General features: G+C 58.6%; 26 protein-coding genes. 7 read left to right on the top strand and 19 right to left on the bottom strand.

Annotated elements, in window-relative coordinates:
- Positions 1–55 precede the first annotated feature (55 nt).
- A complete protein-coding gene (locus BT119_RS01070) occupies positions 56–226 on the bottom strand; it encodes a DUF6021 family protein (RefSeq protein ID WP_003371575.1) in 171 nt (56 codons plus the stop codon).
- A gap of 157 nt (positions 227–383) precedes the next feature.
- Here BT119_RS01070 and BT119_RS01065 point away from each other — a divergent pair, with 157 nt between their 5' ends.
- Positions 384–803 carry a hypothetical protein gene (locus BT119_RS01065; RefSeq protein WP_058415919.1) on the top strand — a complete coding sequence of 140 codons (420 nt, stop codon included), beginning with the start codon at positions 384–386 and terminating at the stop codon, positions 801–803.
- Position 804: 1 nt separating this feature from the next.
- Here BT119_RS01065 and BT119_RS01060 read toward each other — a convergent pair whose 3' ends face one another.
- Positions 805–1,134, bottom strand: coding sequence for an EthD family reductase (locus tag BT119_RS01060; RefSeq protein ID WP_003371573.1), 330 nt, complete (start codon positions 1,132–1,134; stop codon positions 805–807).
- Positions 1,135–1,286: 152 nt separating this feature from the next.
- On the opposite strand from BT119_RS01060, the gene BT119_RS01055 reads away from it, so the two are divergent.
- The 3 genes from BT119_RS01055 to BT119_RS01045 all read left to right on the top strand — a co-directional run bounded on the left by BT119_RS01055 (position 1,287) and on the right by BT119_RS01045 (position 3,490).
- On the top strand, positions 1,287–1,580 hold the full coding sequence (locus tag BT119_RS01055) for a DUF6388 family protein (RefSeq protein WP_003405751.1): 294 nt from the start codon (positions 1,287–1,289) through the stop codon (positions 1,578–1,580).
- Positions 1,581–1,705: 125 nt separating this feature from the next.
- Positions 1,706–2,395, top strand: coding sequence for a crotonase/enoyl-CoA hydratase family protein (locus BT119_RS01050; protein WP_003371569.1), 690 nt, complete (start codon positions 1,706–1,708; stop codon positions 2,393–2,395).
- Between the two features lie 123 nt (positions 2,396–2,518).
- Entirely contained in the window at positions 2,519–3,490 is a 972-nt protein-coding gene (locus BT119_RS01045; protein WP_003371567.1) for a magnesium and cobalt transport protein CorA, read from the top strand.
- 63 nt (positions 3,491–3,553) lie between these two features.
- On the opposite strand, the gene BT119_RS01040 is transcribed toward BT119_RS01045, so the two are convergent.
- Positions 3,554–4,282 (bottom strand): amidotransferase, encoded by a 729-nt coding sequence (locus BT119_RS01040; RefSeq protein ID WP_003436690.1) that lies wholly within the window; start codon positions 4,280–4,282, stop codon positions 3,554–3,556.
- A 607-nt stretch (positions 4,283–4,889) separates the two neighbouring features.
- Here BT119_RS01040 and BT119_RS01035 point away from each other — a divergent pair.
- The gene (locus BT119_RS01035; RefSeq protein WP_060708861.1) at positions 4,890–5,261 is read left to right on the top strand and encodes a rhodanese-like domain-containing protein; all 372 of its coding nucleotides are present in this window, start codon (positions 4,890–4,892) and stop codon (positions 5,259–5,261) included.
- Positions 5,262–5,316: 55 nt separating this feature from the next.
- On the opposite strand, the gene BT119_RS01030 is transcribed toward BT119_RS01035, so the two are convergent.
- The 8 genes from BT119_RS01030 to BT119_RS00990 all read right to left on the bottom strand — a co-directional run bounded on the left by BT119_RS01030 (position 5,317) and on the right by BT119_RS00990 (position 13,608).
- Entirely contained in the window at positions 5,317–6,147 is an 831-nt protein-coding gene (locus BT119_RS01030) for a transglutaminase family protein (RefSeq protein ID WP_003371560.1), read from the bottom strand.
- The gene (locus tag BT119_RS01025; RefSeq protein WP_003371559.1) at positions 6,144–7,103 is read right to left on the bottom strand and encodes an alpha-E domain-containing protein; all 960 of its coding nucleotides are present in this window, start codon (positions 7,101–7,103) and stop codon (positions 6,144–6,146) included. Before BT119_RS01025 ends, BT119_RS01030 begins: the two co-directional genes overlap by 4 nt.
- A gap of 12 nt (positions 7,104–7,115) precedes the next feature.
- Positions 7,116–8,525 (bottom strand): circularly permuted type 2 ATP-grasp protein, encoded by a 1,410-nt coding sequence (locus BT119_RS01020; RefSeq protein WP_072364498.1) that lies wholly within the window; start codon positions 8,523–8,525, stop codon positions 7,116–7,118.
- 461 nt (positions 8,526–8,986) lie between these two features.
- Positions 8,987–9,328, bottom strand: coding sequence for a ribonuclease E inhibitor RraB (locus BT119_RS01010; RefSeq protein WP_003371555.1), 342 nt, complete (start codon positions 9,326–9,328; stop codon positions 8,987–8,989).
- Positions 9,329–9,576: 248 nt separating this feature from the next.
- Positions 9,577–9,813 (bottom strand): hypothetical protein, encoded by a 237-nt coding sequence (locus BT119_RS01005; protein WP_003436696.1) that lies wholly within the window; start codon positions 9,811–9,813, stop codon positions 9,577–9,579.
- 190 nt (positions 9,814–10,003) lie between these two features.
- Complete coding sequence (locus tag BT119_RS01000; protein ID WP_003436699.1) at positions 10,004–12,091, bottom strand: LTA synthase family protein; 2,088 nt, start codon at positions 12,089–12,091, stop codon at positions 10,004–10,006.
- Positions 12,092–12,354: 263 nt separating this feature from the next.
- Complete coding sequence (gene speE / locus BT119_RS00995) at positions 12,355–13,215, bottom strand: polyamine aminopropyltransferase (RefSeq protein WP_003371548.1); 861 nt, start codon at positions 13,213–13,215, stop codon at positions 12,355–12,357.
- Between the two features lie 201 nt (positions 13,216–13,416).
- Positions 13,417–13,608, bottom strand: coding sequence for a PLDc N-terminal domain-containing protein (locus BT119_RS00990; RefSeq protein WP_003315122.1), 192 nt, complete (start codon positions 13,606–13,608; stop codon positions 13,417–13,419).
- 152 nt (positions 13,609–13,760) lie between these two features.
- Here BT119_RS00990 and BT119_RS00985 point away from each other — a divergent pair, with 152 nt between their 5' ends.
- Entirely contained in the window at positions 13,761–14,687 is a 927-nt protein-coding gene (locus BT119_RS00985) for a ZIP family metal transporter (RefSeq protein ID WP_003436702.1), read from the top strand.
- Here the strand turns inward: BT119_RS00985 and BT119_RS00980 are convergent.
- Complete coding sequence (locus BT119_RS00980; protein WP_003371543.1) at positions 14,684–15,202, bottom strand: hypothetical protein; 519 nt, start codon at positions 15,200–15,202, stop codon at positions 14,684–14,686. The genes BT119_RS00985 and BT119_RS00980 overlap by 4 nt on opposite strands.
- A gap of 101 nt (positions 15,203–15,303) precedes the next feature.
- Positions 15,304–15,849 (bottom strand): ankyrin repeat domain-containing protein, encoded by a 546-nt coding sequence (locus BT119_RS00975; protein ID WP_003436706.1) that lies wholly within the window; start codon positions 15,847–15,849, stop codon positions 15,304–15,306.
- A gap of 346 nt (positions 15,850–16,195) precedes the next feature.
- Between BT119_RS00975 and BT119_RS00965 the strand changes: the two genes are divergently transcribed.
- Entirely contained in the window at positions 16,196–16,474 is a 279-nt protein-coding gene (locus BT119_RS00965) for a DUF3509 domain-containing protein (RefSeq protein ID WP_003315128.1), read from the top strand.
- Positions 16,475–16,585: 111 nt separating this feature from the next.
- Here BT119_RS00965 and BT119_RS00960 read toward each other — a convergent pair whose 3' ends face one another.
- The 6 genes from BT119_RS00960 to aroC form a co-directional block, all read right to left on the bottom strand.
- The gene (locus BT119_RS00960) at positions 16,586–17,308 is read right to left on the bottom strand and encodes a helix-turn-helix transcriptional regulator (RefSeq protein WP_003436709.1); all 723 of its coding nucleotides are present in this window, start codon (positions 17,306–17,308) and stop codon (positions 16,586–16,588) included.
- 254 nt (positions 17,309–17,562) lie between these two features.
- Positions 17,563–18,246, bottom strand: coding sequence for an acireductone synthase (gene mtnC, locus BT119_RS00955; protein WP_058396593.1), 684 nt, complete (start codon positions 18,244–18,246; stop codon positions 17,563–17,565).
- 16 nt (positions 18,247–18,262) lie between these two features.
- The gene (locus BT119_RS00950; RefSeq protein ID WP_072364495.1) at positions 18,263–18,808 is read right to left on the bottom strand and encodes a 1,2-dihydroxy-3-keto-5-methylthiopentene dioxygenase; all 546 of its coding nucleotides are present in this window, start codon (positions 18,806–18,808) and stop codon (positions 18,263–18,265) included.
- 82 nt (positions 18,809–18,890) lie between these two features.
- Entirely contained in the window at positions 18,891–19,505 is a 615-nt protein-coding gene (locus BT119_RS00945) for a methylthioribulose 1-phosphate dehydratase (RefSeq protein ID WP_003371534.1), read from the bottom strand.
- On the bottom strand, positions 19,502–20,665 hold the full coding sequence (locus BT119_RS00940) for an MFS transporter (RefSeq protein WP_003371532.1): 1,164 nt from the start codon (positions 20,663–20,665) through the stop codon (positions 19,502–19,504). Before BT119_RS00940 ends, BT119_RS00945 begins: the two co-directional genes overlap by 4 nt.
- 30 nt (positions 20,666–20,695) lie before the next feature.
- Positions 20,696–21,787: a chorismate synthase gene (gene aroC / locus BT119_RS00935; RefSeq protein ID WP_003436716.1), complete on the bottom strand. Its 1,092-nt coding sequence runs from the start codon at positions 21,785–21,787 to the stop codon at positions 20,696–20,698.
- Between the last annotated feature and the right edge of the window lie 43 nt (positions 21,788–21,830).

Genomic DNA, 21,830 nt, shown 5'->3' with positions numbered 1-21,830 from the left:
AAAGCGAGGTTCAGCTATAAATCGCCCCCGGTACTCACCGAGGGCAATCTGTCAGTTACTTGTCCGGTGTGTAAGGCGGGTAATCATCCTTGCTGCCTTTTTCGGTCGCAGGAGTCTTCGCAGGCTCGGTAGGGTCGATCTGCGGGTCTTTGGCGTCCGGCGACTTCTCGTCGAAACCCTGATCGTTGTTGTTTCCGTTGCTGCTGCCTGGCTGGGTGCCGGTCATGTGCGCCTCCGTTTGTTAAATTCAGGACCTGATACTCAGAGAGCCTGTGACCACAGCCGTGCGATGTGTCTGACGAACGGGCCTGGCAGAGGGATATGGCAGCGGCAAAGAGCAAATGGTAGCCTTGCGCCATGCTTGCGTCTGCCGGGAGTACATCATGAAAAGGCTTTCATTAACGCTGTCGATGTTCGCTTTGCTGGGCAGTGGCGCAACATACGGCGAGATCTTCAAATGCACATCACCTCAGGGCAAGGTGAGTTATGCATCCATCCCCTGCGATGAAAGCGCGCAAAGCGCATTGCAACGCCAGGGGCCGCCATACATGCGATGGGACGACGAGCCGTTGGACTATGTTCACAAGACCAACCTCAAGGCGACCGAATACCTGAAGGTCGGCGGTCGCACTCGGGTGCAGGTGATCGAGACCGAGCGCTACAAGGCTTTCCAGCGAAACCGCCCGCCTCCCCCGAACGTCCCCTCGCAGTGCCAAAGCCCGCACTACGACAGTCAGTGTTTCGATCCGTCGGGTGGAATGTCCTCGAAAAAACGGCCGGCCCTCCAGGACAGCGCTCGATAACTTACAGAACGTTTTTCACATCGGCGCGCACTTCGCTGATCTGAATTTCAGGGATCAGGTCGGTGTAGTTGATGATATCGGCATTGATCTGTTTTGAATGCGGCCCCATGCCGGCTTCAAAGTCTTCAATGGAATCACAATAAATGTGGCACATGCCGATATACACAGGGTCCGAGCCTGGCGTTGCCCCGCCTATGCCTCGGTCCACGCTGTAACCCTTGCAGTACGTACCCATCAGCTCCTGCACCAGCGGCATGTGTTTGTCACGATAGTAATCGTGGTCGAAACGGGCACCCTCTTCATACGCATACAGCACGCTGACTTTGATCATAACGACAGGCTCCTCTTCAAGTGATCGATAAATTCGTGCGGACAGCCGCTTGCAAGTGCTGACACCAAAGGCCACCTCCCTCACAATCACGCCGTCTTGCCGGGCTATTCCAAGAGACAGCCTGGCTATCGAAACGTTTGAGGAAAAACCACATGAATACGCTTGAGTGGAACGAGGCCGCGCTGGCGAAATACCTCGCGACCCATCCGACCCTGAAGGATGAGATCAGCGCGTTGAGCCCCAAGGAGCAAAAGCAGCAAGTGCAGTGGGCGTTCGAAGACGAGGCCGAGAGCCAGGGTATCGAAACCTGGGAGCTGGCACTGGAACTGATTGCCGAGTCGCCCGAACAGTTGCAGAGCATGCGTCTGGAAGCACACCGCCAGGTCGCCGAAGCGCTGGGGATGGACTGGGAAGAATATTGCGGATTCAACGATATCCAGCCATAACGCAGAGCGCAGTCGGCGCTGAATCCGCCATTGATCGGCACGCCATTCAGTGACCCGGCAGTCAGCGCTTTACCTGCTCCCTATGGATGAGTAACGTCTGCTCACTTCAATAAAGGAATCACGTCATGAGTGATCTGGTCTCATACCATCTGGACGACGGTGTCGCCACGCTGACCCTGAACAACGGCAAGGTCAATGCCATTTCCCCGGACGTGATCGTTGCGTTCAACGCCGCGCTGGACCAGGCCGAAAAGGATCGGGCCATCGTTATTCTCACCGGCCAGCCGGGCATTCTGTCGGGCGGTTACGACCTCAAGGTCATGACCTCCAGCCCCGAGGCCGCGATCGAGCTGGTCGCACAGGGCTCGACGCTGGCGCGGCGCATGCTGTCGCACCCCTTCCCGATCATCGTCGCCTGCCCCGGCCACGCGGTTGCCAAGGGCGCCTTTCTGCTGCTGTCCGCCGATTATCGAATCGGCGTCGCCGGGCCATTCAGTATCGGTCTGAACGAAGTGCAGATCGGCATGACCATGCACCATGCCGGTATAGAGCTGGCGCGCGATCGCCTGCGCAAGTCAGCCTTCAATCGCTCAGTGATCAACGCCGAGATGTTCGACCCTGAAGCAGCGATGGCCGCCGGCTTCCTCGACCGCGTGGTCAGCGTCGAGGAGCTGCAGAGCACCGCGCTGGCCGTCGCCGGGCAATTGAAGAAGATCAACATGAGCGCGCACAGGAAGACCAAACTCAAGGTCAGAAAGGCCTTGCTCGACACGCTGGAGGCAGCGATCGAACAGGATCGGCAGCACATGCTCTGAGGCTCGACCGAAGCCCGCGCCAACGGGCTTTCGTTTATCGGCGAACTCATACGCATTTGATCAATCTGATCAGCGACCGCGCATGTTTTTGCGCCACTGACAAATTGAAGAAGCGATAGCACCATGGGTCGAGTTGTTGCAGCAGCGGTGTACAGCAAGGGTAAAAAAGTCCGTGATATCACCCTCGATGAGGGCGCCGCCTGGGCAGCCAAGCCCGATCACTTTGTCTGGATAGGACTGGAGCAGCCCACCAACGCGGAGCTGACCAGCCTCAAGGAGCAGTTCAATCTGCATGAGCTGGCCCTTGAAGACGCGCTGGAGGTGCATAGCCGTCCGAAGCTGGAAACCTTTGGCGATGCACTGTTCATCGTGACTTACGCCCCCGTACGCGACAACGGCAAGCTGCTGTTCATCGAAACCCATATCTTCGCCGGCAAGGGCTATGTCATCACCTCGCGCAACGGCCACTCCAAGTCCTACGGGCTGGTGCGTCAGCGTTGCGAGGCCAGACCACTGCTGCTGGAGCACGGCGAAGACTTCGTGCTCTACGCGCTTCTGGACTTCGTGACCGAGAACTATCAGCCGGTGACCGAAGCCATTCACGCCGAGCTCGAGCAACTGGAGCAGAGCGTCATCGGTGGCTCGTTGCGCGAGTCCGACATCCAGCACATTCATGCCCTGCGCCGCGACCTGTTACGCATGCGTCGCTACGTGGCACCCATGGTGGAAGTGGGCGAAGAATTGCAGAGACTGAGTTTTCCGTTCATCGACAAGAACATGCGCCCCTACTTTCGCGATGTCGAAATTCACGTCAAGCGCCAGATGGAAGACCTGGGCAACCTGTGTGATATCGCCAGCCAGACGATCGAAATCGGCCTGCTGCTGGAGTCTTCGCGGCAGAGCATCGTGCAACGCAAGTTCGCCGGTTGGGCAGCGATTCTGGCGTTCCCGACAGCGATTGCCGGTATCTACGGCATGAATTTCGAGAACATGCCTGAACTCAAGTGGGAATACGGCTACTTCATCGTGCTGGGCGTCATTCTGGGCGGGTGTACGGCACTGTTCGCCAGCTTCAAGCGCTCCGGCTGGCTATAAACCCGCCACTGCAACCTCATTCAAACAGTCCGGCGAACGCATGACGATGGGCCATGCGCCGGGTCAGACTGACTGTTTTTCCGGTTTGTGCGCCACAAAGCGCATCATCCATTCCGCCACTGTCGCGCCATGATGGTCGTGGTCAAGGCTGGCCACACCCTGCTTGTAAATCTGCTCGCCCAGCGCTTCCTGACGAAGGTCAAGCAAGGTGCGTGAAAAATCATGGATGAACTCGGGATGCCCCTGGAAACACAGCACCTGATCATTGATATGGTAAGCCGCAAACGGGCAGAACTCGCTGGACGCAATGACCGTGGCGTTCTCGGGCAGCGCGGTGACCTGATCCTGATGACTGATCAGCAGCGTGAGCGTGTCCATCGCCGGTGTCATCCACGGCCTGGCGGGGGCCAGTTGATAATGGTGAATCCCGACGCCCCACCCCTGCACGGCACGCTCGGTCCTGCCGCCCAGCAGCAAGGCCAGCAACTGGTGACCGAAGCAGATGCCCAGCAGTTTTTCGCCGCGCTGATACAGTTCCAGCAGATAGACCTTCAAGGTCTGAATCCAGGGGTCGGTGCCAAATGAGTCGGCCTTGCTGCCGGTCACCAGGTAAGCATCGAACTGCTCGTCTGCAGGTGGATAGTCGCCCTGCACCACGTTGTAAACCGTCAGCTCTGCGGCGATGGGCTGGCGAGCGAAGAGTAATTCGAACATCCGCCCATACCCATGATATTGCTCGACCAGTTCAGGTCGCAGATTGTCGGTTTCCAGAATACAGATGCGTAAAGACATAAAAGGGACCCTGAAGCAGTAATGAGGCAGTAGCGCACCGGCAGAGCCTGCCTTGAAGACCTCGGCAAATCAAGCAGCGCCCCGGCCCGTTTCAGACGTTTATTCCATGTAGGAAAAATCTGTCCCGGACGAACGGTGCAAAGCTGACGGGCAAAGACGAAGCGTCTAGAAAAGGCCTGTTGATTCAGCGCCCCTTCCGATAATAGCCTTCGCTTATAGATAAGCAATTTTAAATTCCCAACAGTTCTAAACTCCAGGGCACCTCGGCTCTATGGTTAGATCTGTAACAGGAAGCGCGCAAAATCCTTTCAGCGCTCGGGCCAGCGGTCGAATGACCGGACCCACCTGTTCAATGCGCAACCTTGCCAGCAGTCGATGATCTGTCTTGCGGATCGGCCTGCTTCTGTCGCTCAGGAATAACAACAAAAGGCGGTCAGCCATGTTCAAGTTCAAGCACTCCAAAGTACGTCAGGCGGGATTGATCCTCTTTACCACTGCGCTGTTATTGATCGTGCCTAACCTGAATCGATTGTTTGGCTGATCCACGCGCTTTCGAACTATGTTCAACTGTGCCACTCTTTCCATTCGCACTGAGGGAGGTGGGTTTATGCGCCAATGGATTGCTGTTTGTGCACTTGTCAGCAGCTTCGCAGCACACGCGGGGATGGTCGATCAGGCTGCGGCCGTGGCAGCGTTGAAGGAAGGCAAACTGGCAATGGATGTACGTAGCCAGACCGACTATGACGCAGGCACGGTACTGAACGCCGTACGCGTCGATGACCGACGGTTGGTCAATCAGATGAAACAGGTGCTCAACGACCGCAATGCCGTGTTCGTCATTTTCAGCAGCACGGACAGCAAGGCCGACAAGGCTCAGGAACAGCTCAGGGCTGCGGGCTACTTCAGCGTCATCAATGGCGGCAACTATGAAGAGCTGCATAACGCGCTCTACGACATCACCGACGACCCTGCCGAATGAACAATGGCCGGGTAGTTGAGCCCGGCCATTTCATGATGCGCAGACCCGCTGCGGGTTACTGATGCTGCGTCTGGACTTGCACGCGGGTTTTCACTTTCGGCGTGCCGGTCATGGGCGACACCACGACCTTGGCGTGCATCTGCTCGGATCCGCCGCCGCGCCGCATGCCGCGCACCGGACAGGCGTCCAGATAATCCAAGCCTACCGCCAGTTTCAAATGGCGCTCGGGGATCGCCAACTGATTGGTGACATCGAAACTGTACCAGGCGTCGTCTATCCAGGCCTCGGCCCAGGCGTGGCTGGACAGATGCTCGCTGTCTTCGCTGCACAGATAACCGGAAACATAACGGGCCGGCACCCCAAGGCTGCGGGCACAGGCCAGAAACGCGTGAGTGTGGTCCTGACAGACGCCAGAGCGTCCGGCGAAGGCCTGCGCGGCACTGGTGTCCACTTCGGTCGCGCCCTGGGTGTAGGTCATGTGCTGGTTGAGCGCCTGCATCAGGTCGATCAACCCTGTGCGGTCAGCCCGCTTGCGACACTCCATGGCCGCAAAACTGCGAATCGCTTCGTCAGGCTCGGTCAGTCGCGTCACGCGCAAAAACGGTAATGCCGACTGGCTTTCGTGCTCGGCCTCGCGGGTTTCATCGATTTCCACCTGCCCGCGCGCGCCGATGATGATTGCTTCGTGCGGCTCTTCCAGGCTCAGGACGTGCAGGATATTGCCAAAGGGGTCGATCTGCGCACGCACCGGACGTGGCAACGTCAGCTGCCAGCTGAGCACTTGCTGGCGCTCACTGTCGTGAGGCGTCAGGCGCAGATACTGGATACTCGAGCGCACCTGGTCATCGTAGTGATAGGTGGTCTCATGGCTTATCGAAAGTCTCATGCAGCCTCCAGGTACGAAGTGTGAATGGCATCACCCAGTTGGGCCAGCAGCGGAATGAATTCGTTCAACCACTCGTGCAGGCCTTCAGCCAGGATCTCGTCGATGCTGGTGTAGCGCAATCTGGCATCCATCTCGGCCGCCATGCGCTGTGCGGGACGCCCGTTGACGCCCGGCAGGCTGGCCAGAATGACGTCCATCTCTTCCAGGCACGCGCGTAGCGAGCGTGGAATGTCAGCACGCAGCAACAACAGTTCAGCAACCTGACGCGCGCCTGGCGCATCCCGATAGACTTCAGTGTAAGCCTCGAACGAGGACAGTGCGCGCAGCAAGGCGCTCCACTGGTAATAACCGGCCGCCGAGTTGTCTGCCGCAGCATTGGCCTGTGGCCCACGCAATTCAAGCATTTCATAGCGAGCATCGAGCATGCGCATGGTGTTGTCGGCGCGCTCGATGAACGTGCCCAGACGGATGAAACGGAACGCATCGTTACGCATGATGGTGCCGTAGGTCGCGCCACGGAACAGGTGCGAACGCTCCTTGACCCATTCACAGAAACGGCTCATGCCGTAGCGGGTCAGGCCCTGCTGGGCGATGCCGCGAATCTCCAGCCAGGTGGAGTTGATGTTCTCCCACATGTCTGCGGTGATGCGCCCGCGCACCGCGTGCGCACTGGCCCTCGCTGCGCCCAGGCAGCTGTAGATGCTGGCGGGGTTGGTGGCGTCCAGGGCAAAGAAATGCAGCATGCGCTCGGCATGCAGCTCGCCATGACGCTCGATATAGGTTTCCAGCGTTCCGGTGATCAGCAACGGCATGGCTATTTCATCCAGCCCGTCGCCCCGCCCGTCCTGCGGCATCAGCGACAGCGAATAGCTCACGTCCAGCATGCGGGCGAGGTTCTCCGCTCGCTCCAGGTAACGCGACATCCAGAAAAGATCAGAGGCAGTTCTACTTAACATTGGCAGGCATCCTTAATCCTCGACCACCCAGGTGTCTTTGGTTCCGCCACCCTGTGACGAATTGACCACCAGCGAGCCTTCACGCAAGGCCACTCGGGTAAGCCCGCCAGGCACAACGCGGGTTTCGCGACCGGACAGAACGAACGGGCGCAAATCGATATGTCGCGGGGCGATGCCGTTCTCGACAAAGGTAGGACAGGTCGACAGGCACAAGGTGGGTTGGGCGATGTACGCATGCGGCTTGGCCTTGAGGCGCGCCCGGAAGGCTTCGATCTCGGCGGCGGTCGCTGCGGGGCCGACCAGCATGCCGTAGCCACCGGAGCCCTGGGTTTCCTTGACGACCAGATCGCCGAGGTTGGCCAACACATGTGACAGCTCTTCCGGCTTGCGGCACTGCCAGGTCGGCACGTTTTTGAGAATCGGCTCTTCGTCCAGATAGAAGCGAATCATGTCGGTGACGTAGGGGTAAACCGACTTGTCATCCGCGACGCCGGTACCGATGGCATTGGCCAGCACCACGTTGCCGGATCGATAGGCCGACAGCAGCCCCGGGACGCCCAGCATCGAATCAGGGTTGAAGGCCAACGGATCTAGGAATGCGTCATCAAGGCGACGATAAATCACGTCAACGGCTTTCGGGCCGTCGGTGGTGCGCATGAACACGCGGTCATCACGGACAAACAGGTCGGCACCTTCCACCAGTTCAACGCCCATCTCGCGAGCCAGAAACGCATGCTCGAAAAAGGCGCTGTTGAAGCGGCCAGGCGTCAGCACCACGACACTCGGGTTGTCCAGATGGCTGGAACTCTTGAGCGTGTCGAGCAACAGGTTCGGGTAATGATCGATCGGCGCAATGCGCTGTGCGGAAAACAGTTCCGGAAACAGGCGCATCATCATCTTGCGGTCTTCGAGCATGTAGCTCACGCCGCTCGGAGTGCGCAGGTTGTCTTCCAGCACGTAATACGTGCCATCACCGTCGCGCACCAGATCGACGCCGGAAATATGCGAGTACAGATCGCGGTGCAGATTCAGGCCCTGCATTGCCAACTGGTACTGCTCGTTGGCCAGCACCTGTTCGGCGGGAATGATCCCGGCCTTGATAATCCGCTGGTCGTGATACAGATCCGAGAGAAACATGTTCAGCGCCTTGACGCGCTGAATGCAGCCACGCTCGACAACCCGCCATTCGCTGGCCGGGATGCTGCGCGGGATGGTATCGAAAGGGATAAGCCGCTCGGTGCCCTGCTCATCACCATAGAGTGTGAACGTGATCCCGGCACGGTGAAACAGCAGATCGGCTTCGCGCCTGCGTTGAGCCAAAAGCTCGGGAGGCGTATCACCCAGCCAGCGGGCGAACTCCCGATAGTGCGGACGGACTACGCCGCCCGCATCGTACATCTCGTCATAAAAGGTGCGGATCATGCCGTACTCCTTGTCACCATGGACACCAAGACCATCGCAAAGCCCGTGCCACCGGCATAAACGCTTTAATTTCAAAAGGTTAGGTAAACACTCGACGTTCTACGCACCATTCCTGTGCACTAAACGCCCAAGCCAATTCTTTCACGCCTCATTCGGAAGCGTCATTCAACCGTGAAATCTATGATCAGCATAGTCAGAGTTGATTTCCGCCAACAGCATTAGTTCGCCACACTCCACAGCAACCGAGCAAACAGGGCACCAAACGCCGTTTTTTGCCGCAACCGATATTTTGTCCAGCAGATGAAGAACGCCTGCGGATTTTAAACAGACTTCCCTTTGCGCCACTCGTTTGAGTGGCTTTTTTTTGACCACTGTTTATGAACGCGGGCCGAAAACAGAACCGGCCGATCCGGAACGTGTCCCGAATCAGCCGGTGGTGTATGCCTGACAATCCGCAGCCATCAAGCGTGCAGTCTTCTGATCTCCTGAGTAACGCCCCATCCCTCGACTTCGCCGTCCATAGGTGAAATGACCGTCTGGAAGTCCTGCTCGAAGTCACCAATGCCGTGATAAGTCGCATACATGACTTTGCTCAATTGCAGATGCCAATGGCCGTCATCACGTACGTTTACCTGGGTGTTGAGGGATTCGCCGCGAAATTGCTCTGCGGCCTGCCGTGCCCGTTCCTCATCCGGGAAGATGGCGTAGAACTCGATGGGATAGATTCGCGCGAAGTCAAAACCGCCTTCTTTCATGCGGCGCAGTACGTTACTGCTGATGTCCTCTTGATAGGCTGTGCTCATGAAACGTCCTCCTATGCAACGATAGATAGAGTTTCAACTCTTCCAGAGCGACCGCCGAGTCCTCGGGGGCCGCCTCACGACAGATAATCCGGCGTGGGGAATCAAGCATGTAGCTGACCGGACCAGGCTTGGCGCCGGTCGGGTATCGAGATGTCAGAGGCCGTCTGAACAGCCTCATCTGCAGAGTAGCCCCATCGTGGGCCGGATGCCAAGTGGTTGCCACGAAAAGGTTTTTGAATAAGCGCAGATCAGGCAACTTCTGTAATGGAAATAATCTGCACACTGTTATGGTCCTTGAGCGTCTTCACGGTAGGCTCCTCAGTACGCCCGTCAAGATCATTGAGATCCAGCTCGTCGGTCATTGGGTAAAGGTCCTTGCGCAGGAAACGCGCAGCCTCTTCCTCACTGGGACGCTCATCAAAACCAGCCTCGCGGCGCTGCTGCACACCATCCTTGTCCAGATACAAAATGGCCCACTGTTTCATCAATGCCTCCCATACGAAGCCAGGCACTCTGGCTTATGTGATCTGGACCTTTTGGCCCGCGCATTCGTTCAACCGATTACGCCGCAGGGCCACCCATGACGGGCAAAAAAAAGACCCTCGCAGTCAATGCCGAGGGCCCTTGTCGCCAGACTGATTCGACTCGCCGGTCAGCCGGACGAGTCAGTTGTCATCAGTTGCGGTTTTTGCTGGCTTCTACACCGGCCGTGTTGTCCAGCAGGCTCTTGGTGGCCGTCTGCAGGAAGCTTTCCAGCTTGCGCTTGAGCTCCTGCGTGTCCGGCGCATCAGGCACTTCTTCGGCATGCGGCTTGGCACCGAGCGTGTAGGTCAACAGCTTGGCAGGCATCTCGGTCGGTTCGATCAGGATGCGATTGCCGCTGATGATAGCGACCACCTGCTCACTGCCCGACGGCTTGATCACACCGAAGCCCTTGTCACCCTCAGGCAGGTTCAGCAGATCGCGGCCCCAGCACTGGTTGCGGTTCAGGCCACCCAGACGCCCCATGATGGTCGGCACTACGTCAACCTGCGTACCCACAATGCTGCTGCGCTGGCCGAACTTCTCCTGCACACCAGGGCCGATCAGCAGCAGAGGCACGTTGAAACGGCCCAGGTCCATTTCAGTCAGTTGCTTATCGTTACCGAAACCATGGTCGCCCAGCACCACGAACAACGTGTTCTTGTAGTAAGGCTCTTTTTTGGCCTTCTCGAAGAACTGGCCGAGCGCCCAGTCGGCATAACGCATGGCGGTCAAATGCTCGTCCAGCGAGCCATGCCCGGTGACGCGCTCGACCGGCAGAGGATCCGGCAGCGCATACGGCGTGTGGTTGGACAGGGTCTGCAACAAGGCATAGAACGGCTTGCCGTCCTGACGGGCCTTGAGCTCCTGCGCACCACGGTCGAACATGTCCTGGTCGGAAACACCCCAGGTCGGATCGGAGAACACCGGATTGACGAAGTCCTCGCGGCCGACGAAGTTGGTCATGCCCTGGTTGCTGAAGAAACCCGACTGGTTGTCCCAGGCAAAATTGCCGTTATAGACGTAGACGTCGTCGTAGTTGCGGCCCGTACTCAGCAATTGCGGAAGACCCGACAGCTTGTGGCTGCCTTCCGGCGTCTGCATCAGGTACTCGAAGCCCGGCAGGTTCGGGAAGCACGCCATGGTGGCGAACATGCCCTGGTGGGTGTGGGTACCGTTGGAGAAGAAGTGATCGAACAACAGGCCTTCCTTGGACAACTTGTCGAAGTACGGCGTGATGTTGGCATCGTTGCCCAGGGCGCCTACCGAGTGACCGGCGAAGCTTTCCATCAGGATCACCACCACGTTGCGGATCGGCAAGGTGTTCTCTGCCGGTGGCGTGAAGTCGCGACGCACAGCGGCAATATCCGGCTCGACCAGCTTGTCATTCGGGGTCAGCAGCATGTCGCGCACGGTCTGCTGGGCCTCGTTCTGTGGCAGCGTGGCTTTCCAGATGTTGTCGCGATCTTCGGACATACGGCTCTTGGCCGCCGTGATCAGCGTCAGAGTGCCATTGAGGCCCAACTGGTTGGCGAAATTGGACTCGGTGGTGTAGGCGTCGCCCCAGCGCAAAGGCGGGCCCTGGCGCAAGGTGCCACGGATGCAGACCACCATGACCAGCAACACCAGCACGAACACACCGGCGCGCACGTACCACGGCGCAATGGAACGAGTGGCTTCCGGACTGGTTTTTGCAGCAACACGTGGACGGGTTGCACGGTCAATGCCCTTGAACACCAGACTCAGCAGCCAGGTCACCACGGCCCATGCCAGCAGGTAACGGACCACCGGGAAACCGTACCAGAGCATGCTCAGGACAGTCTTCGGGTCTTCCTTGACGTACTGAAACACCAGGCCGTTCAGGCGCTGGTGAAACTCACGGTAGAAGTCCATTTCCATCAAGCCGAAGAACAGCGTGATGCTGCCGACCAGGGTCAGCCAGAAACGGAAGAACCCGCGTGCCGCCATGGCGCGTGCGCTGAACAGCGACAGCACCAGCGGAATCAACAGGTACATGGTCAGGCGCAGGTCGAAGCGCGTGCCGTTGAACAGTGCTTCAAGGAACGTCGAGGCAGGCGTGTCGCCAATCATCTCGCGGTTGTAGACCAGCAGACCGATACGCAACAGCGTATACATCACCATCAGGGCGAAGCCACTGAGCAGGATGTAAGCCAGATGCGATTTGACAGTGGGATTTTGCAGGCGGGCTTGCCGATGAATCTGGGCGTCCGTTTTGGCCATGGTTGTCAGGATCCGGTGGATTCAGGGGTAGGTTCAGGGTGCAGCGCCGCCTTGCTCTTGAGGCAGACGGCGCGCGACAGGGCGCAGATATTACTTGATTGCGGGTCGCCAGGGGCCAGGTCAGCCCATGAAGACGCGTGCCTGTTCAGCTTCGCGCGCAATTCTGTGACAGAACGTGTGAAATTTCTGTCGCGAATTAAGCGCTTATAAAGCCTTGCAGGCGACGCTCGAGAGAATCCGGCTCGAGAAGCCGGACCGACTCATCAGTCGTTGCTGGCCTTGCCCACGGCCTGCAGAACGTACTGCGGCAAGGCGAACGCACCGATGTGGACTTCCGGATTGTAATAACGCGTAACAATACCGCTGCCCGAGAAACGCTGACGCAGGGTTTCCAGCGGCAATTTGCGATAGCTCTTGTCGGTCGAGCCCCAGGCGAAGGTCATCGCTCCGCCGATGTAGGTCGGGATGGCAGCGTGATAGAAATGCCAGTCGGCAAACAGACCGTTCATACGCCCGGCCGTGGTCTGCACACCGCTCAACTGCATGAAGGGCGTGCCGTTCTGGGTGACCAGAATGCCGCCTTCGTTGAGGCAGCGATGGCAGGCCTGATAAAAGTTTTCCGAGAACAGGACTTCACCCGGGCCGATCGGATCGGTGGAGTCGGAGATGATCACGTCGAACTTTTCTTCGGTGGTCGCGACAAAGCGCATGCCGTCGTCGATGACCAGGTTCAGACGCGAATCGTCAAAGGCGCCGCTGGAATGATTGGGCAGATATTCCTTGCACATCTCGACCACGGTCGCATCGATCTCGACCATGGTGATGTGTTCGACGCTCATGTGCTTGGCGACTTCACGCAGCATACCGCCGTCGCCGCCGCCGATGATCAGCACACGCTTGGCTGCACCGTGCGCCAGAATCGGCACATGGGTGAGCATTTCGTGGTAGATGAACTCGTCAGCTTCGGTGGTCTGAATCACGCCGTCCAGCGCCATGACACGGCCCATGCGCGGGTTCTGGAAGATCACCAGGTGCTGGTGATCGGTACGTACTTCGTGAAGCATTTTTTCCATACGAAAGCGCTGGCCGTAGCCTTCGTATAACGTTTCCTGATAATCGCTCATGGGTAAGCTCCCGCTGGGTACTGATGACAGGACGGCCGACCGCCCACAACAAAGGCGCGCATTCTACGTCGAGGAACATGACAGGTCGAACCTCTATGCAGCCTGGCGTGCCATTGCCGCTGCGAATGCCCGGCGCATGAAACGAAAAACGCCTGATTACCCAAGGTAATCAAGCGTTGTTTTGCCCAGCGTGTGGACGTATCACATGCGTACGTTGCCACGCGGTCCGAGGATTGCCCAGATGATCAGGCCTACCACAGGAAGCAGTACGATCAGCAATACCCAGAGGATTTTCTTGCCGGTCTCGGCACCGCTTTTCAAGACGTTGATGATGGCCCAGATATCGAGCGCCAGAATGATCAAGCCGACCAGGCCGTTGAAGCTAGAACCCATGGTGTTGCCCCTAAATTGAATGCTTACCCTCCTAGGATAGTAGCGCCGTTCGGGGGTTCCGTTGAACCAACCTTATATTCTCGGGCTCCCAGACGGGGTCGACTTTGTATTTCAGTCACCATCGCTCCCCCTTTATCAAAGGTAGCCTGTCAATGCCTACGCCCGCACAACCCCGAACGCCCTGGGCGGCCTGGTTAAACCAGTTCCAGGGCAGCCCACTGGTGAGCCTGGGCTTTGCCCTCGCCCTGCTGATCGTCGTCGGCCTCGTTGGCATCAGTCTTTATAACGCTTTCCATGGCACCAGTGAGGTCAACTTCAATCACGCCCTGCTGGGCGGCATCGCGGGTTTTCTGGCCACGGCGCTAGGCGCCGTGATGGCGGTTGCCCTGCGCAATGTTTCGCAACGCGCTCAGGACATCATGCTCGGCTTTGCCGCCGGAATGATGCTGGCGGCCAGTTCGTTCTCGCTGATTCTTCCAGGCCTGGAAGCCGCCCGGGACATTACCGACAGCGGCCCATGGGCAGCTGCGACGGTTGTTGCCGGTCTGGGACTGGGTGTGCTGCTGATGCTGGGACTGGACAAATTCACCCCGCACGAGCATGAAAGCGTAGGCCGCCAGGGACCTCATTCGGAGCGAATCAGTCGGGTCTGGCTGTTCGTGCTGGCGATCACCCTGCATAACCTCCCTGAGGGCATGGCGATTGGCGTCAGTTTCGCCAGCGGCGACATGAATGTCGGCCTGCCATTGACCACCGCCATCGCCATTCAGGACATTCCCGAAGGTCTGGCCATTGCGCTGGCCCTGCGCGCCACCGGCCTGTCAGCCTTCAAGGCGATGCTGGTGGCCATCGGTTCCGGCCTCATGGAGCCACTGGGCTCACTGGTGGGCCTGGGTATCTCCAGCGGCTTTGCCATCGCCTATCCGCTGAGCATGGGGCTGGCAGCAGGCGCGATGATCTTCGTGGTGTCCCATGAAGTCATCCCGGAAACCCACCGCAATGGCCATCAGACCTCGGCAACCCTGGGCCTTATGGGCGGTTTTGCGGTGATGATGTTTCTCGATACGGCGCTGGGTTAACCGCGCAATGCCTGCAGTGCAGGTGCGGCATGGATGCCCGCCGATGCTGCCAGCTCGACTACGCGCGCTTCGTCACGGCCGTACACCAGCACCGCTTGCAACTCGTCATCCAGTGGCTGGCTGAAGTTCATCAGCACATAGCCGCCCATCTCCTTGTTCATGCTGCTCAACTGAATCTGAATGCGATTGAGCGCGACCAGCGGCTCTACCTTGGCCAGCTGCCTGGGCTTGATGTTGAAGGTCACGTCCTTGCCAAACGACTGAACGATCTGCTCGAACAGGTCCATGTAGCTGTCGGCCTGGAACAGAACGGTTTCCGGCAGACTGCCCACCACGACCCACTCGCCCAGCGGGATCGGGAATGTATCGTCGTAGTTGATATCAGGGTTGGCGGCCAGAAATGCCTGCGGATCGGCATACGCCTGCGCGGCTTCATCGGCGATATGCACGATTTCATCGTCGCCCATGCAGCCGGAGCTGACTTTGCTGATTAATTCGACCAGTGAGTCTTTCATGGGGGGCGATCCTGATAGCGGGCAAAAAAAGAGGCGCGAAGGATAACGGTAAATCCATCGCGCCTCTATGTGTTCATGCCTTGCTGTCAATGCACTCGCTGTCAGGACCGGGCTGGCTGCACGCCCATTCTGGTCAACTGCTCAATGGTAACGGTCGCGCCCATTGCCTGAGCGGCGCCCAGTGCAGTGATGCCCTTGGCGTCAGTGGCATGCGGGTCCGCGCCCTGACTGATCAGGTAATCGACTATTTCGTTGCGATTGAACATCGCCGCCATCATCAATGCGGTACGGCCATCAGCAGAGGCACCGTCTATGTCGGCACCCGCCTCGACCAGCAACCTGACCACCGCCAGATCGCCCTTGAACGCTGCACCGGCGATGGGGCTTTGGCCGTTATCGTTGCGGATTTCAGGATCAGCCTTGTGGTTCAGCAGCACACGGACCGCATCCGCATGGCAGTGATAGCTGGCCAGCATCAGCAGCGTATCGCCTTTGTGGTTGCGCAGATCTGCAGGCAGGCCCTTTTCAAGCAGGCGCTCCAGCATGACTGCATTTCCCTGGCGAGCCACATCGAATACCTGCTCGGCGAACTCGGCGGCTTCGTCTTCAGTCATGGTTTTCGAAGCGCTGATATCTGTATCGGTCATTAACTACTCCTTGGCGCACGGTACTCCGGGCATGCGTTGACCCGGCGTCGATACACACACTGACCTCAAGTCTCGCCAGCTGTTCGATCAGCATGGACGCGGATGCGCAATGCCTGCTCCTGATCGCCGCTATCCATGCAATCCCCCTTCTGCCCGATCCCCATCGTGCAGGAAACGGCAAAATGCAGGGCGCACGAAGGGTGTTCATGCAAAATGCACGAAGACTGAAATTACAGGATATTACAAGTCATTGATTTTAAAGGATTTATTTTAAGGGAAAGACTGGCACAGACACTGCAATAGTACTTGCAAGCTTGTTATCCCATGAGCAATGGAGCCGCCTCACATGACTTTTATTCAAGAAAAATTCGCTTCCGTATTCTCCGACTACACCGTTACTACCCAGCCGCGCCCAGATGGTGGTGTTCTGTTGTCACTGCGTACCCAGGATGGTAAGCAGATCCGTCGCTCAGTCTCTTATGCTCAGTTGCACACACCAGTTCAACTGGAATGGGTAATCAGCGCCATCCGCCGCGACCTGGCTGCACAAGCCAGCGAGCTGCCAGCTATCTCGATGCTGCAAAGCCAGCACCGTTTTGATCTGCCGACGTACCACACACGTTGATTTTGCCCGCCACCCTCTTGGGTGGCACCCGCTGTACGCTCTCTCATCCCTTGTTTGCCGCGATTACACTTTGTTCTCGCGGCTTTTTTTTGCCTGCGTTTTGTCGGCCGACTATCTGATCAGACCACGACAAAGTGCTTCGCCCACCGCCTGTGCCCTGTTGGCAACGCCCAGCTTGGAGTAGATGGTCTTGAGGTGATACTTCACCGTCGATTCCGATACGTCGCGGATCATCGAGATCTCCCAGGCCGTTTTCCCGTCTCTGGCCCACTGCAACACTTCCAGTTCGCGATGGGTCAGACCGCGTGAACAGAACTTCAGACCACGCGCGACACTGTGCAGCACTGGCATGAGACTGCTCATGAGGTACTTTTGTTCAGCGCTGATGGGACGCTCAACTTCGCCCAGGGTACAGACCGATGTCACGCTGTCGGCACCACGGCAATGATTGGTGTAGCCGTAGGAGATGGCCGGAAGCAGTTCGCAGGCATCGACGAGCTCGTCATAAAAGGCGGAGACCGGGTATTGCCTGAAAGCATCCTGCCAGTTCAGGAAGCCCAGTTGATTGCGATAACAACGGATCACCGGGTCCTGCGTGATCAAATCGTGCTGGCGGTAGGCCTCGCCCCAGGCATCGTCGACGCTGGACGTGATGAATGTCAGCAACACCGGGCCCTTGAACTGAAAGAACATCGCGCGCTCGCTGCTGCATTCGCGCCGTAACCACTCGAGTGCGTTTTCGATGGCAGTCTGCCCATCAAGCTCGGTAATCGTGCTCACCATCTGCTGTATCAATAAATCCCTGGTTGCGCTTTCTGTCATGGCACTGCCCATCGCTGCCGCTCCTTCTTCGCCCGGCAGTTGGTACAGGTGTTGTCCGTGACCCCGGTGACGATGGCGCAGAACTTACACGAATAATCACGTTGAAAAACCGCGAACAGAACAAACAGATTCAACGCACTTTCGACCAGGCAACAGCTCACTCGATAATAGGAAAAGCCCTACAAAAGTGATGTTTGAGCCTTGTGGCAGGCATATTTCAATGCAGCGGCATCAGGGCGATGCCGCGCACAGCAGGCGGGAGTTTTCTAGAAGGACGCTGGATCGATAAGCGCAAAACTGGCCACATGTCGGTGCCCGGCAAGTGCCCCGCCATCACGCGCAAGACCACAGGTGGCCATGCCGGCGGCCTGTGCGGCATCGAGTTCTTCGACGATATCCGACAGGAACAGAATCTCCCCGGCAGGACAGTCCATTGCCTGCGCTATCGCCCGGTAGGACTGCGCTTCGCGTTTGGGGCCGGACGTCGTATCGAAGTAACCGCTGAACAGGCCGGACAGGTCGCCCGCCTCGGAGCAGCCGAAAATCAATTGTTGAGCCTGAATCGAGCCCGAGGAATAAACGTAAAGCCGGTAACCCTGTTGATGCCAGTGTTTCAAGGCCTCGACAGCATCCGGATAAACATGGCCCTTGAGCTGTCCGGCGCTGTAGCCCTGCTCCCAGACCATGCCCTGCAGGGCCTTGAGCGGTGTGGCCTTGCGGTCCTCGGCGATCCACTCCAGCAGAAGTGCAATGACGCGCTCGACATCAGCGTCCGGTTCAGCGGCCTGCTCGCGTACCGCCTGCAGCTGCTGCGCAACGGCCGGTTGCTCGGCATTTTCGCGAACGAATGCGGGCAAGTGCTTTCTGGCGAACGGAAACAACACGTCGAACACGAAACTCACTGCACTGGTGGTGCCTTCGATATCCGTGAGGATAGCTTTGATGGGCATCAGAATCGGGCTCCTCTCAGTCTTCCAGCCGTGGAAAACGGCCGGCAATGTCTTCACCGGTAAAATTGGCCACCCAGCCTTCAGGGTTGTTGAACAGGCGGATGGCAACGAAGTGCGGGTTTTCGCCCATATCGAACCAGTGCCGTGTGCCGGCAGGTACGGAAATCAAGTCGTTCTTTTCACACAACACGGCGTACACGTAGTCGTCGATGTGCAGGGTGAACAAGCCGCGCCCGGCGACAAAAAAGCGTACTTCGTCTTCACCGTGGCGATGCTCTTCAAGAAATTTGGCGCGCAATTCGGCTTTTTGCGGATGATCGCTGTTGAGACTGATGACGTCCACGGTGACATAACCGCGCTCGGTCATCAGCTTGTCGATCTGGGTGCGATAGGCGCTGATCACCTCTTCCTGGCTGGCACCGGGGGTGATCGGCGTCGCGGCCTCCCAACGGTCGAACGCCACACTGTGCTCGGCCAGCGTCGACGCGATGTCTTCCAGATGGGTCAGCACCTTGTTGGGCATATCAGGGCTTGAAACGTGATAAACGGACAGGCTGCTCATGCGTGAAATCCTCGGTTTGGTGCAACACCTTCCGGCTTTTACAGGCCGGTCAGGCTTAAAAGCTGGTTTGGGCGGGATACGATCAGCGGTTCAATACCGCGCGCATTTTCAGTTCGCACTCGAACAGGAACTCGAACGCTTCGATCTGGCGCAAGGCGTCGCTCATTTTAGCGCCCCAGGTGTAGAGGCCATGACCGCGGATCAGGTAGCCGGCGCACTCGGGATGGGCGTCCAGCCAAGGCTGCACCTTTGCCGCGAGGCGGGCAATATCCTGATCGTTGTCGAAAATCGGCACCACGACCTGCGACTCATGAGTCACCACGCCGCTAAAGGCCTTTTGCAGTTCGTAATCCTCGAACACCAGATGATCGGCCGTGGTCAGCCTCGACAACACGGTCGCGTTGACCGAGTGGGTGTGCAGCACGGCGCCTACCTGCGGCCTGCAGCTGTACAGCTGGGTATGCAGCAAGGTCTCGGCAGACGGTTTTTTACCGGGTTCCAGGCTGTTGCCAGCCAGATCGGTGGCCAACACATCGTCAGGGCCCAACTGGCCCTTGTGCTTGCCGGACACGGTCAACAGCGCCTCGCTGGCAGAAAGACGCGCAGAGTAATTGCTGCTGGTGGCAGGCGACCAGCCACGGCCGTACAGAAAACGCCCGGCCTCGATGATTTCCAGGCTCAATTGTTCGCGGCTCATACACCTTCCTCTTTCTTGGGTGTGACAATCATGACGGCAGCGGCCAAGGCTGCAAGGCTGGCGATGGCAAAGGTCCAGACCGGGCCCAGTGCGTTCCAGCTGTAACCGGAATACAGAGCACCCAACGCCCCGCCGACGCCGGACAAGGCGGCATAAAGCGCCTGCCCCTGACCTTGCTGACGCGGACCGAAGCTACTTTGCACGAAGTGAATGGCAGCGGCGTGAAAGCTGCCGAATGTCGCGGCGTGCATCACCTGCGCGATCAGCAGCGCGGTGAGGTGATCGGCAAACAGCCCCAGCAGCAGCCAGCGCAATGCGGCCAGCAGAAAGCTGGCGAAGAGTACCTGGCGCACGGTGAAGCGCTGCAGAATCCGACTCATGACCGTGAACATCAGCACTTCGGCCACCACGCCGACGGCCCACAGCAGGCCGATCAGGCCCCGGCTGTAACCAAGCGCTTCGAGGTGCAGGGTCAAAAAGGTGTAATACGGGCCATGGCTGAGCACCATCAGCGCGACACTGAGGTAGAACGCCAATACACCGGGGCGCGTCAGTTGCCTGAGAAAGCCGCCCGGCCCGGTTTCAAGGCTCGACGGTGCTGGATGCGCATTCGGCACCCACCAGCTGCTGACAACAATACCGGACATGATCGCCAGTGCGATGTAGGGGAACAGGTCCAGGCTGAACCATTCGAACACTCGCCCCAGCACCACGACCGCCAGAATGAAACCGATCGAGCCCCACAGGCGGATCTGGCTGTAACGCGAGGTCTGGCCTTGCAAGTGTGCGAGGGTGATGACTTCGAACTGCGGCAGCACGGCGTGCCAGAAGAACGCGTAGAGCGCCATGACCATCGCCAGCCAGGCATAGCTTTTTTCGACCAGGATCAGCGAAAACGCCAGCAACGTGCAGATGGCGCCGGACCGCACAATGGTCAGACGCCAACCGGTGTGATCACCCAGCCACCCCCAGAGATTGGGCGCAACGCAGCGCATCAGCATGGGGATGGCGACCAGTTCGCCGATCCGTGCGCTGGAAAAACCCAGATGATGCAGGTAAAGGGCCATGAAAGGCGCCGACAGGCCCAGCAAGGCGAAATAGCATACGTAGAACCCGGACAGCCTCCAGTAAGGCAGCTGTCCGCCGGCAGGTTGCGCCACGCTAGCAGTCCGCAACCGTAACAGCGTGCATTACACCTGCCCCAGCACAGGCGTGTTGACGCTGACGTCAGCGTTCTGACCGCGATGACGCAGCAGATGATCCAGCAGAACGATGGCCATCATTGCCTCGGCAATCGGTGTGGCACGGATGCCGACACACGGGTCATGCCGACCTTTGGTGATCACGTCGGCGGCGTTGCCATCGACATCGATCGAACGCCCTGGCGTGGTGATGCTGGAGGTCGGCTTGAGCGCCAGATGCGCGATGATCGGCTGGCCGGAGGAAATGCCGCCGAGAATGCCGCCCGCGTGATTGGACAGGAAACCCTGGGGCGTCATCTCGTCGCGGTGCTCGGTGCCGCGCTGGGCAACACAGTCGAAACCGGCACCGATCTCCACACCCTTGACCGCGTTGATGCTCATCAGCGCGTGGGCGAGCTCAGCGTCCAGACGATCGAAGATCGGCTCGCCGAGCCCCGGCATCACGCCTTCTGCGACCACGGTGATTTTCGCACCGACCGAGTCCTGATCACGGCGCAGCTGGTCCATGTAGGCTTCCAGTTCCGGCACCTTGTCAGGGTCGGGGCAGAAAAACGCGTTGTCTTCGACCGAATCCCAGGTCTTGAACGGGATCTGAATCGGGCCAAGCTGGCTCATGTAGCCGCGAATGACGATGCCCTGGCTTGCCAGATACTTCTTGGCAATGGCCCCTGCGGCCACACGCATGGCGGTTTCCCTTGCCGAACTGCGGCCACCACCGCGGTAATCGCGGATGCCGTACTTGTGGTGATAGGTGTAATCGGCGTGGGCCGGGCGGAACAGGTCCTTGATCGCCGAATAGTCCTTGGACTTCTGATCGGTGTTGCGGATCAGCAGGCCGATGGACGCACCAGTGGTCTTGCCCTCGAAGACACCCGAGAGAATCTCGACTTCATCGGCCTCCTGACGCTGCGTGGTGTGGCGGCTGGTGCCCGGCTTGCGCCGATCCAGGTCGCGCTGCAGGTCTTGCAGGTCCAGCTCCAGCCCCGGCGGGCAGCCGTCGACGATAGCGACCAGCGCCGGGCCGTGGCTTTCGCCGGCGGTGGTGACAGTGAACAGCTTGCCGAAAGTGTTGCCGGACATGCGGGCGCTCCGAAAAATCAGCCAAAAAACCAGATCGTTAAAC

It is taken from the genome of Pseudomonas sp. NFACC10-1 (assembly GCF_900119195.1).
In the GTDB taxonomy this organism is placed as follows: domain Bacteria; phylum Pseudomonadota; class Gammaproteobacteria; order Pseudomonadales; family Pseudomonadaceae; genus Aquipseudomonas; species Aquipseudomonas cerasi.
The sequence above is the reverse complement of the archived record's forward strand: the minus strand, read 5'-3'. Positions and strand labels throughout refer to the sequence as shown.

What these genes read in the sequence shown, in the direction of transcription:
- BT119_RS01055 (WP_003405751.1), top strand. Translation starts at nt 1,287, where the DNA reads ATGAATACGCTTGAGTGGAACGAGGCCGCGCTGGCGAAATACCTCGCG.
- BT119_RS01060 (WP_003371573.1), bottom strand. Translation starts at nt 1,134, where the DNA reads ATGATCAAAGTCAGCGTGCTGTATGCGTATGAAGAGGGTGCCCGTTTC.
- BT119_RS01040 (WP_003436690.1), bottom strand. Translation starts at nt 4,282, where the DNA reads ATGTCTTTACGCATCTGTATTCTGGAAACCGACAATCTGCGACCTGAA.
- BT119_RS01030 (WP_003371560.1), bottom strand. Translation starts at nt 6,147, where the DNA reads ATGAGACTTTCGATAAGCCATGAGACCACCTATCACTACGATGACCAG.
- BT119_RS01020 (WP_072364498.1), bottom strand. Translation starts at nt 8,525, where the DNA reads ATGATCCGCACCTTTTATGACGAGATGTACGATGCGGGCGGCGTAGTC.
- BT119_RS01050 (WP_003371569.1), top strand. Translation starts at nt 1,706, where the DNA reads ATGAGTGATCTGGTCTCATACCATCTGGACGACGGTGTCGCCACGCTG.
- BT119_RS00950 (WP_072364495.1), bottom strand. Translation starts at nt 18,808, where the DNA reads ATGAGCAGCCTGTCCGTTTATCACGTTTCAAGCCCTGATATGCCCAAC.
- BT119_RS00965 (WP_003315128.1), top strand. Translation starts at nt 16,196, where the DNA reads ATGACTTTTATTCAAGAAAAATTCGCTTCCGTATTCTCCGACTACACC.
- BT119_RS01070 (WP_003371575.1), bottom strand. Translation starts at nt 226, where the DNA reads ATGACCGGCACCCAGCCAGGCAGCAGCAACGGAAACAACAACGATCAG.
- BT119_RS00945 (WP_003371534.1), bottom strand. Translation starts at nt 19,505, where the DNA reads ATGAGCCGCGAACAATTGAGCCTGGAAATCATCGAGGCCGGGCGTTTT.
- BT119_RS01065 (WP_058415919.1), top strand. Translation starts at nt 384, where the DNA reads ATGAAAAGGCTTTCATTAACGCTGTCGATGTTCGCTTTGCTGGGCAGT.
- BT119_RS01045 (WP_003371567.1), top strand. Translation starts at nt 2,519, where the DNA reads ATGGGTCGAGTTGTTGCAGCAGCGGTGTACAGCAAGGGTAAAAAAGTC.
- BT119_RS01025 (WP_003371559.1), bottom strand. Translation starts at nt 7,103, where the DNA reads ATGTTAAGTAGAACTGCCTCTGATCTTTTCTGGATGTCGCGTTACCTG.
- BT119_RS01035 (WP_060708861.1), top strand. Translation starts at nt 4,890, where the DNA reads ATGCGCCAATGGATTGCTGTTTGTGCACTTGTCAGCAGCTTCGCAGCA.
- BT119_RS00985 (WP_003436702.1), top strand. Translation starts at nt 13,761, where the DNA reads ATGCCTACGCCCGCACAACCCCGAACGCCCTGGGCGGCCTGGTTAAAC.
- BT119_RS01005 (WP_003436696.1), bottom strand. Translation starts at nt 9,813, where the DNA reads ATGAAACAGTGGGCCATTTTGTATCTGGACAAGGATGGTGTGCAGCAG.
- mtnC (WP_058396593.1), bottom strand. Translation starts at nt 18,246, where the DNA reads ATGCCCATCAAAGCTATCCTCACGGATATCGAAGGCACCACCAGTGCA.
- BT119_RS00960 (WP_003436709.1), bottom strand. Translation starts at nt 17,308, where the DNA reads ATGGGCAGTGCCATGACAGAAAGCGCAACCAGGGATTTATTGATACAG.
- BT119_RS01000 (WP_003436699.1), bottom strand. Translation starts at nt 12,091, where the DNA reads ATGGCCAAAACGGACGCCCAGATTCATCGGCAAGCCCGCCTGCAAAAT.
- BT119_RS00975 (WP_003436706.1), bottom strand. Translation starts at nt 15,849, where the DNA reads ATGACCGATACAGATATCAGCGCTTCGAAAACCATGACTGAAGACGAA.
- BT119_RS00980 (WP_003371543.1), bottom strand. Translation starts at nt 15,202, where the DNA reads ATGAAAGACTCACTGGTCGAATTAATCAGCAAAGTCAGCTCCGGCTGC.
- BT119_RS01010 (WP_003371555.1), bottom strand. Translation starts at nt 9,328, where the DNA reads ATGAGCACAGCCTATCAAGAGGACATCAGCAGTAACGTACTGCGCCGC.
- speE (WP_003371548.1), bottom strand. Translation starts at nt 13,215, where the DNA reads ATGAGCGATTATCAGGAAACGTTATACGAAGGCTACGGCCAGCGCTTT.
- BT119_RS00990 (WP_003315122.1), bottom strand. Translation starts at nt 13,608, where the DNA reads ATGGGTTCTAGCTTCAACGGCCTGGTCGGCTTGATCATTCTGGCGCTC.
- aroC (WP_003436716.1), bottom strand. Translation starts at nt 21,787, where the DNA reads ATGTCCGGCAACACTTTCGGCAAGCTGTTCACTGTCACCACCGCCGGC.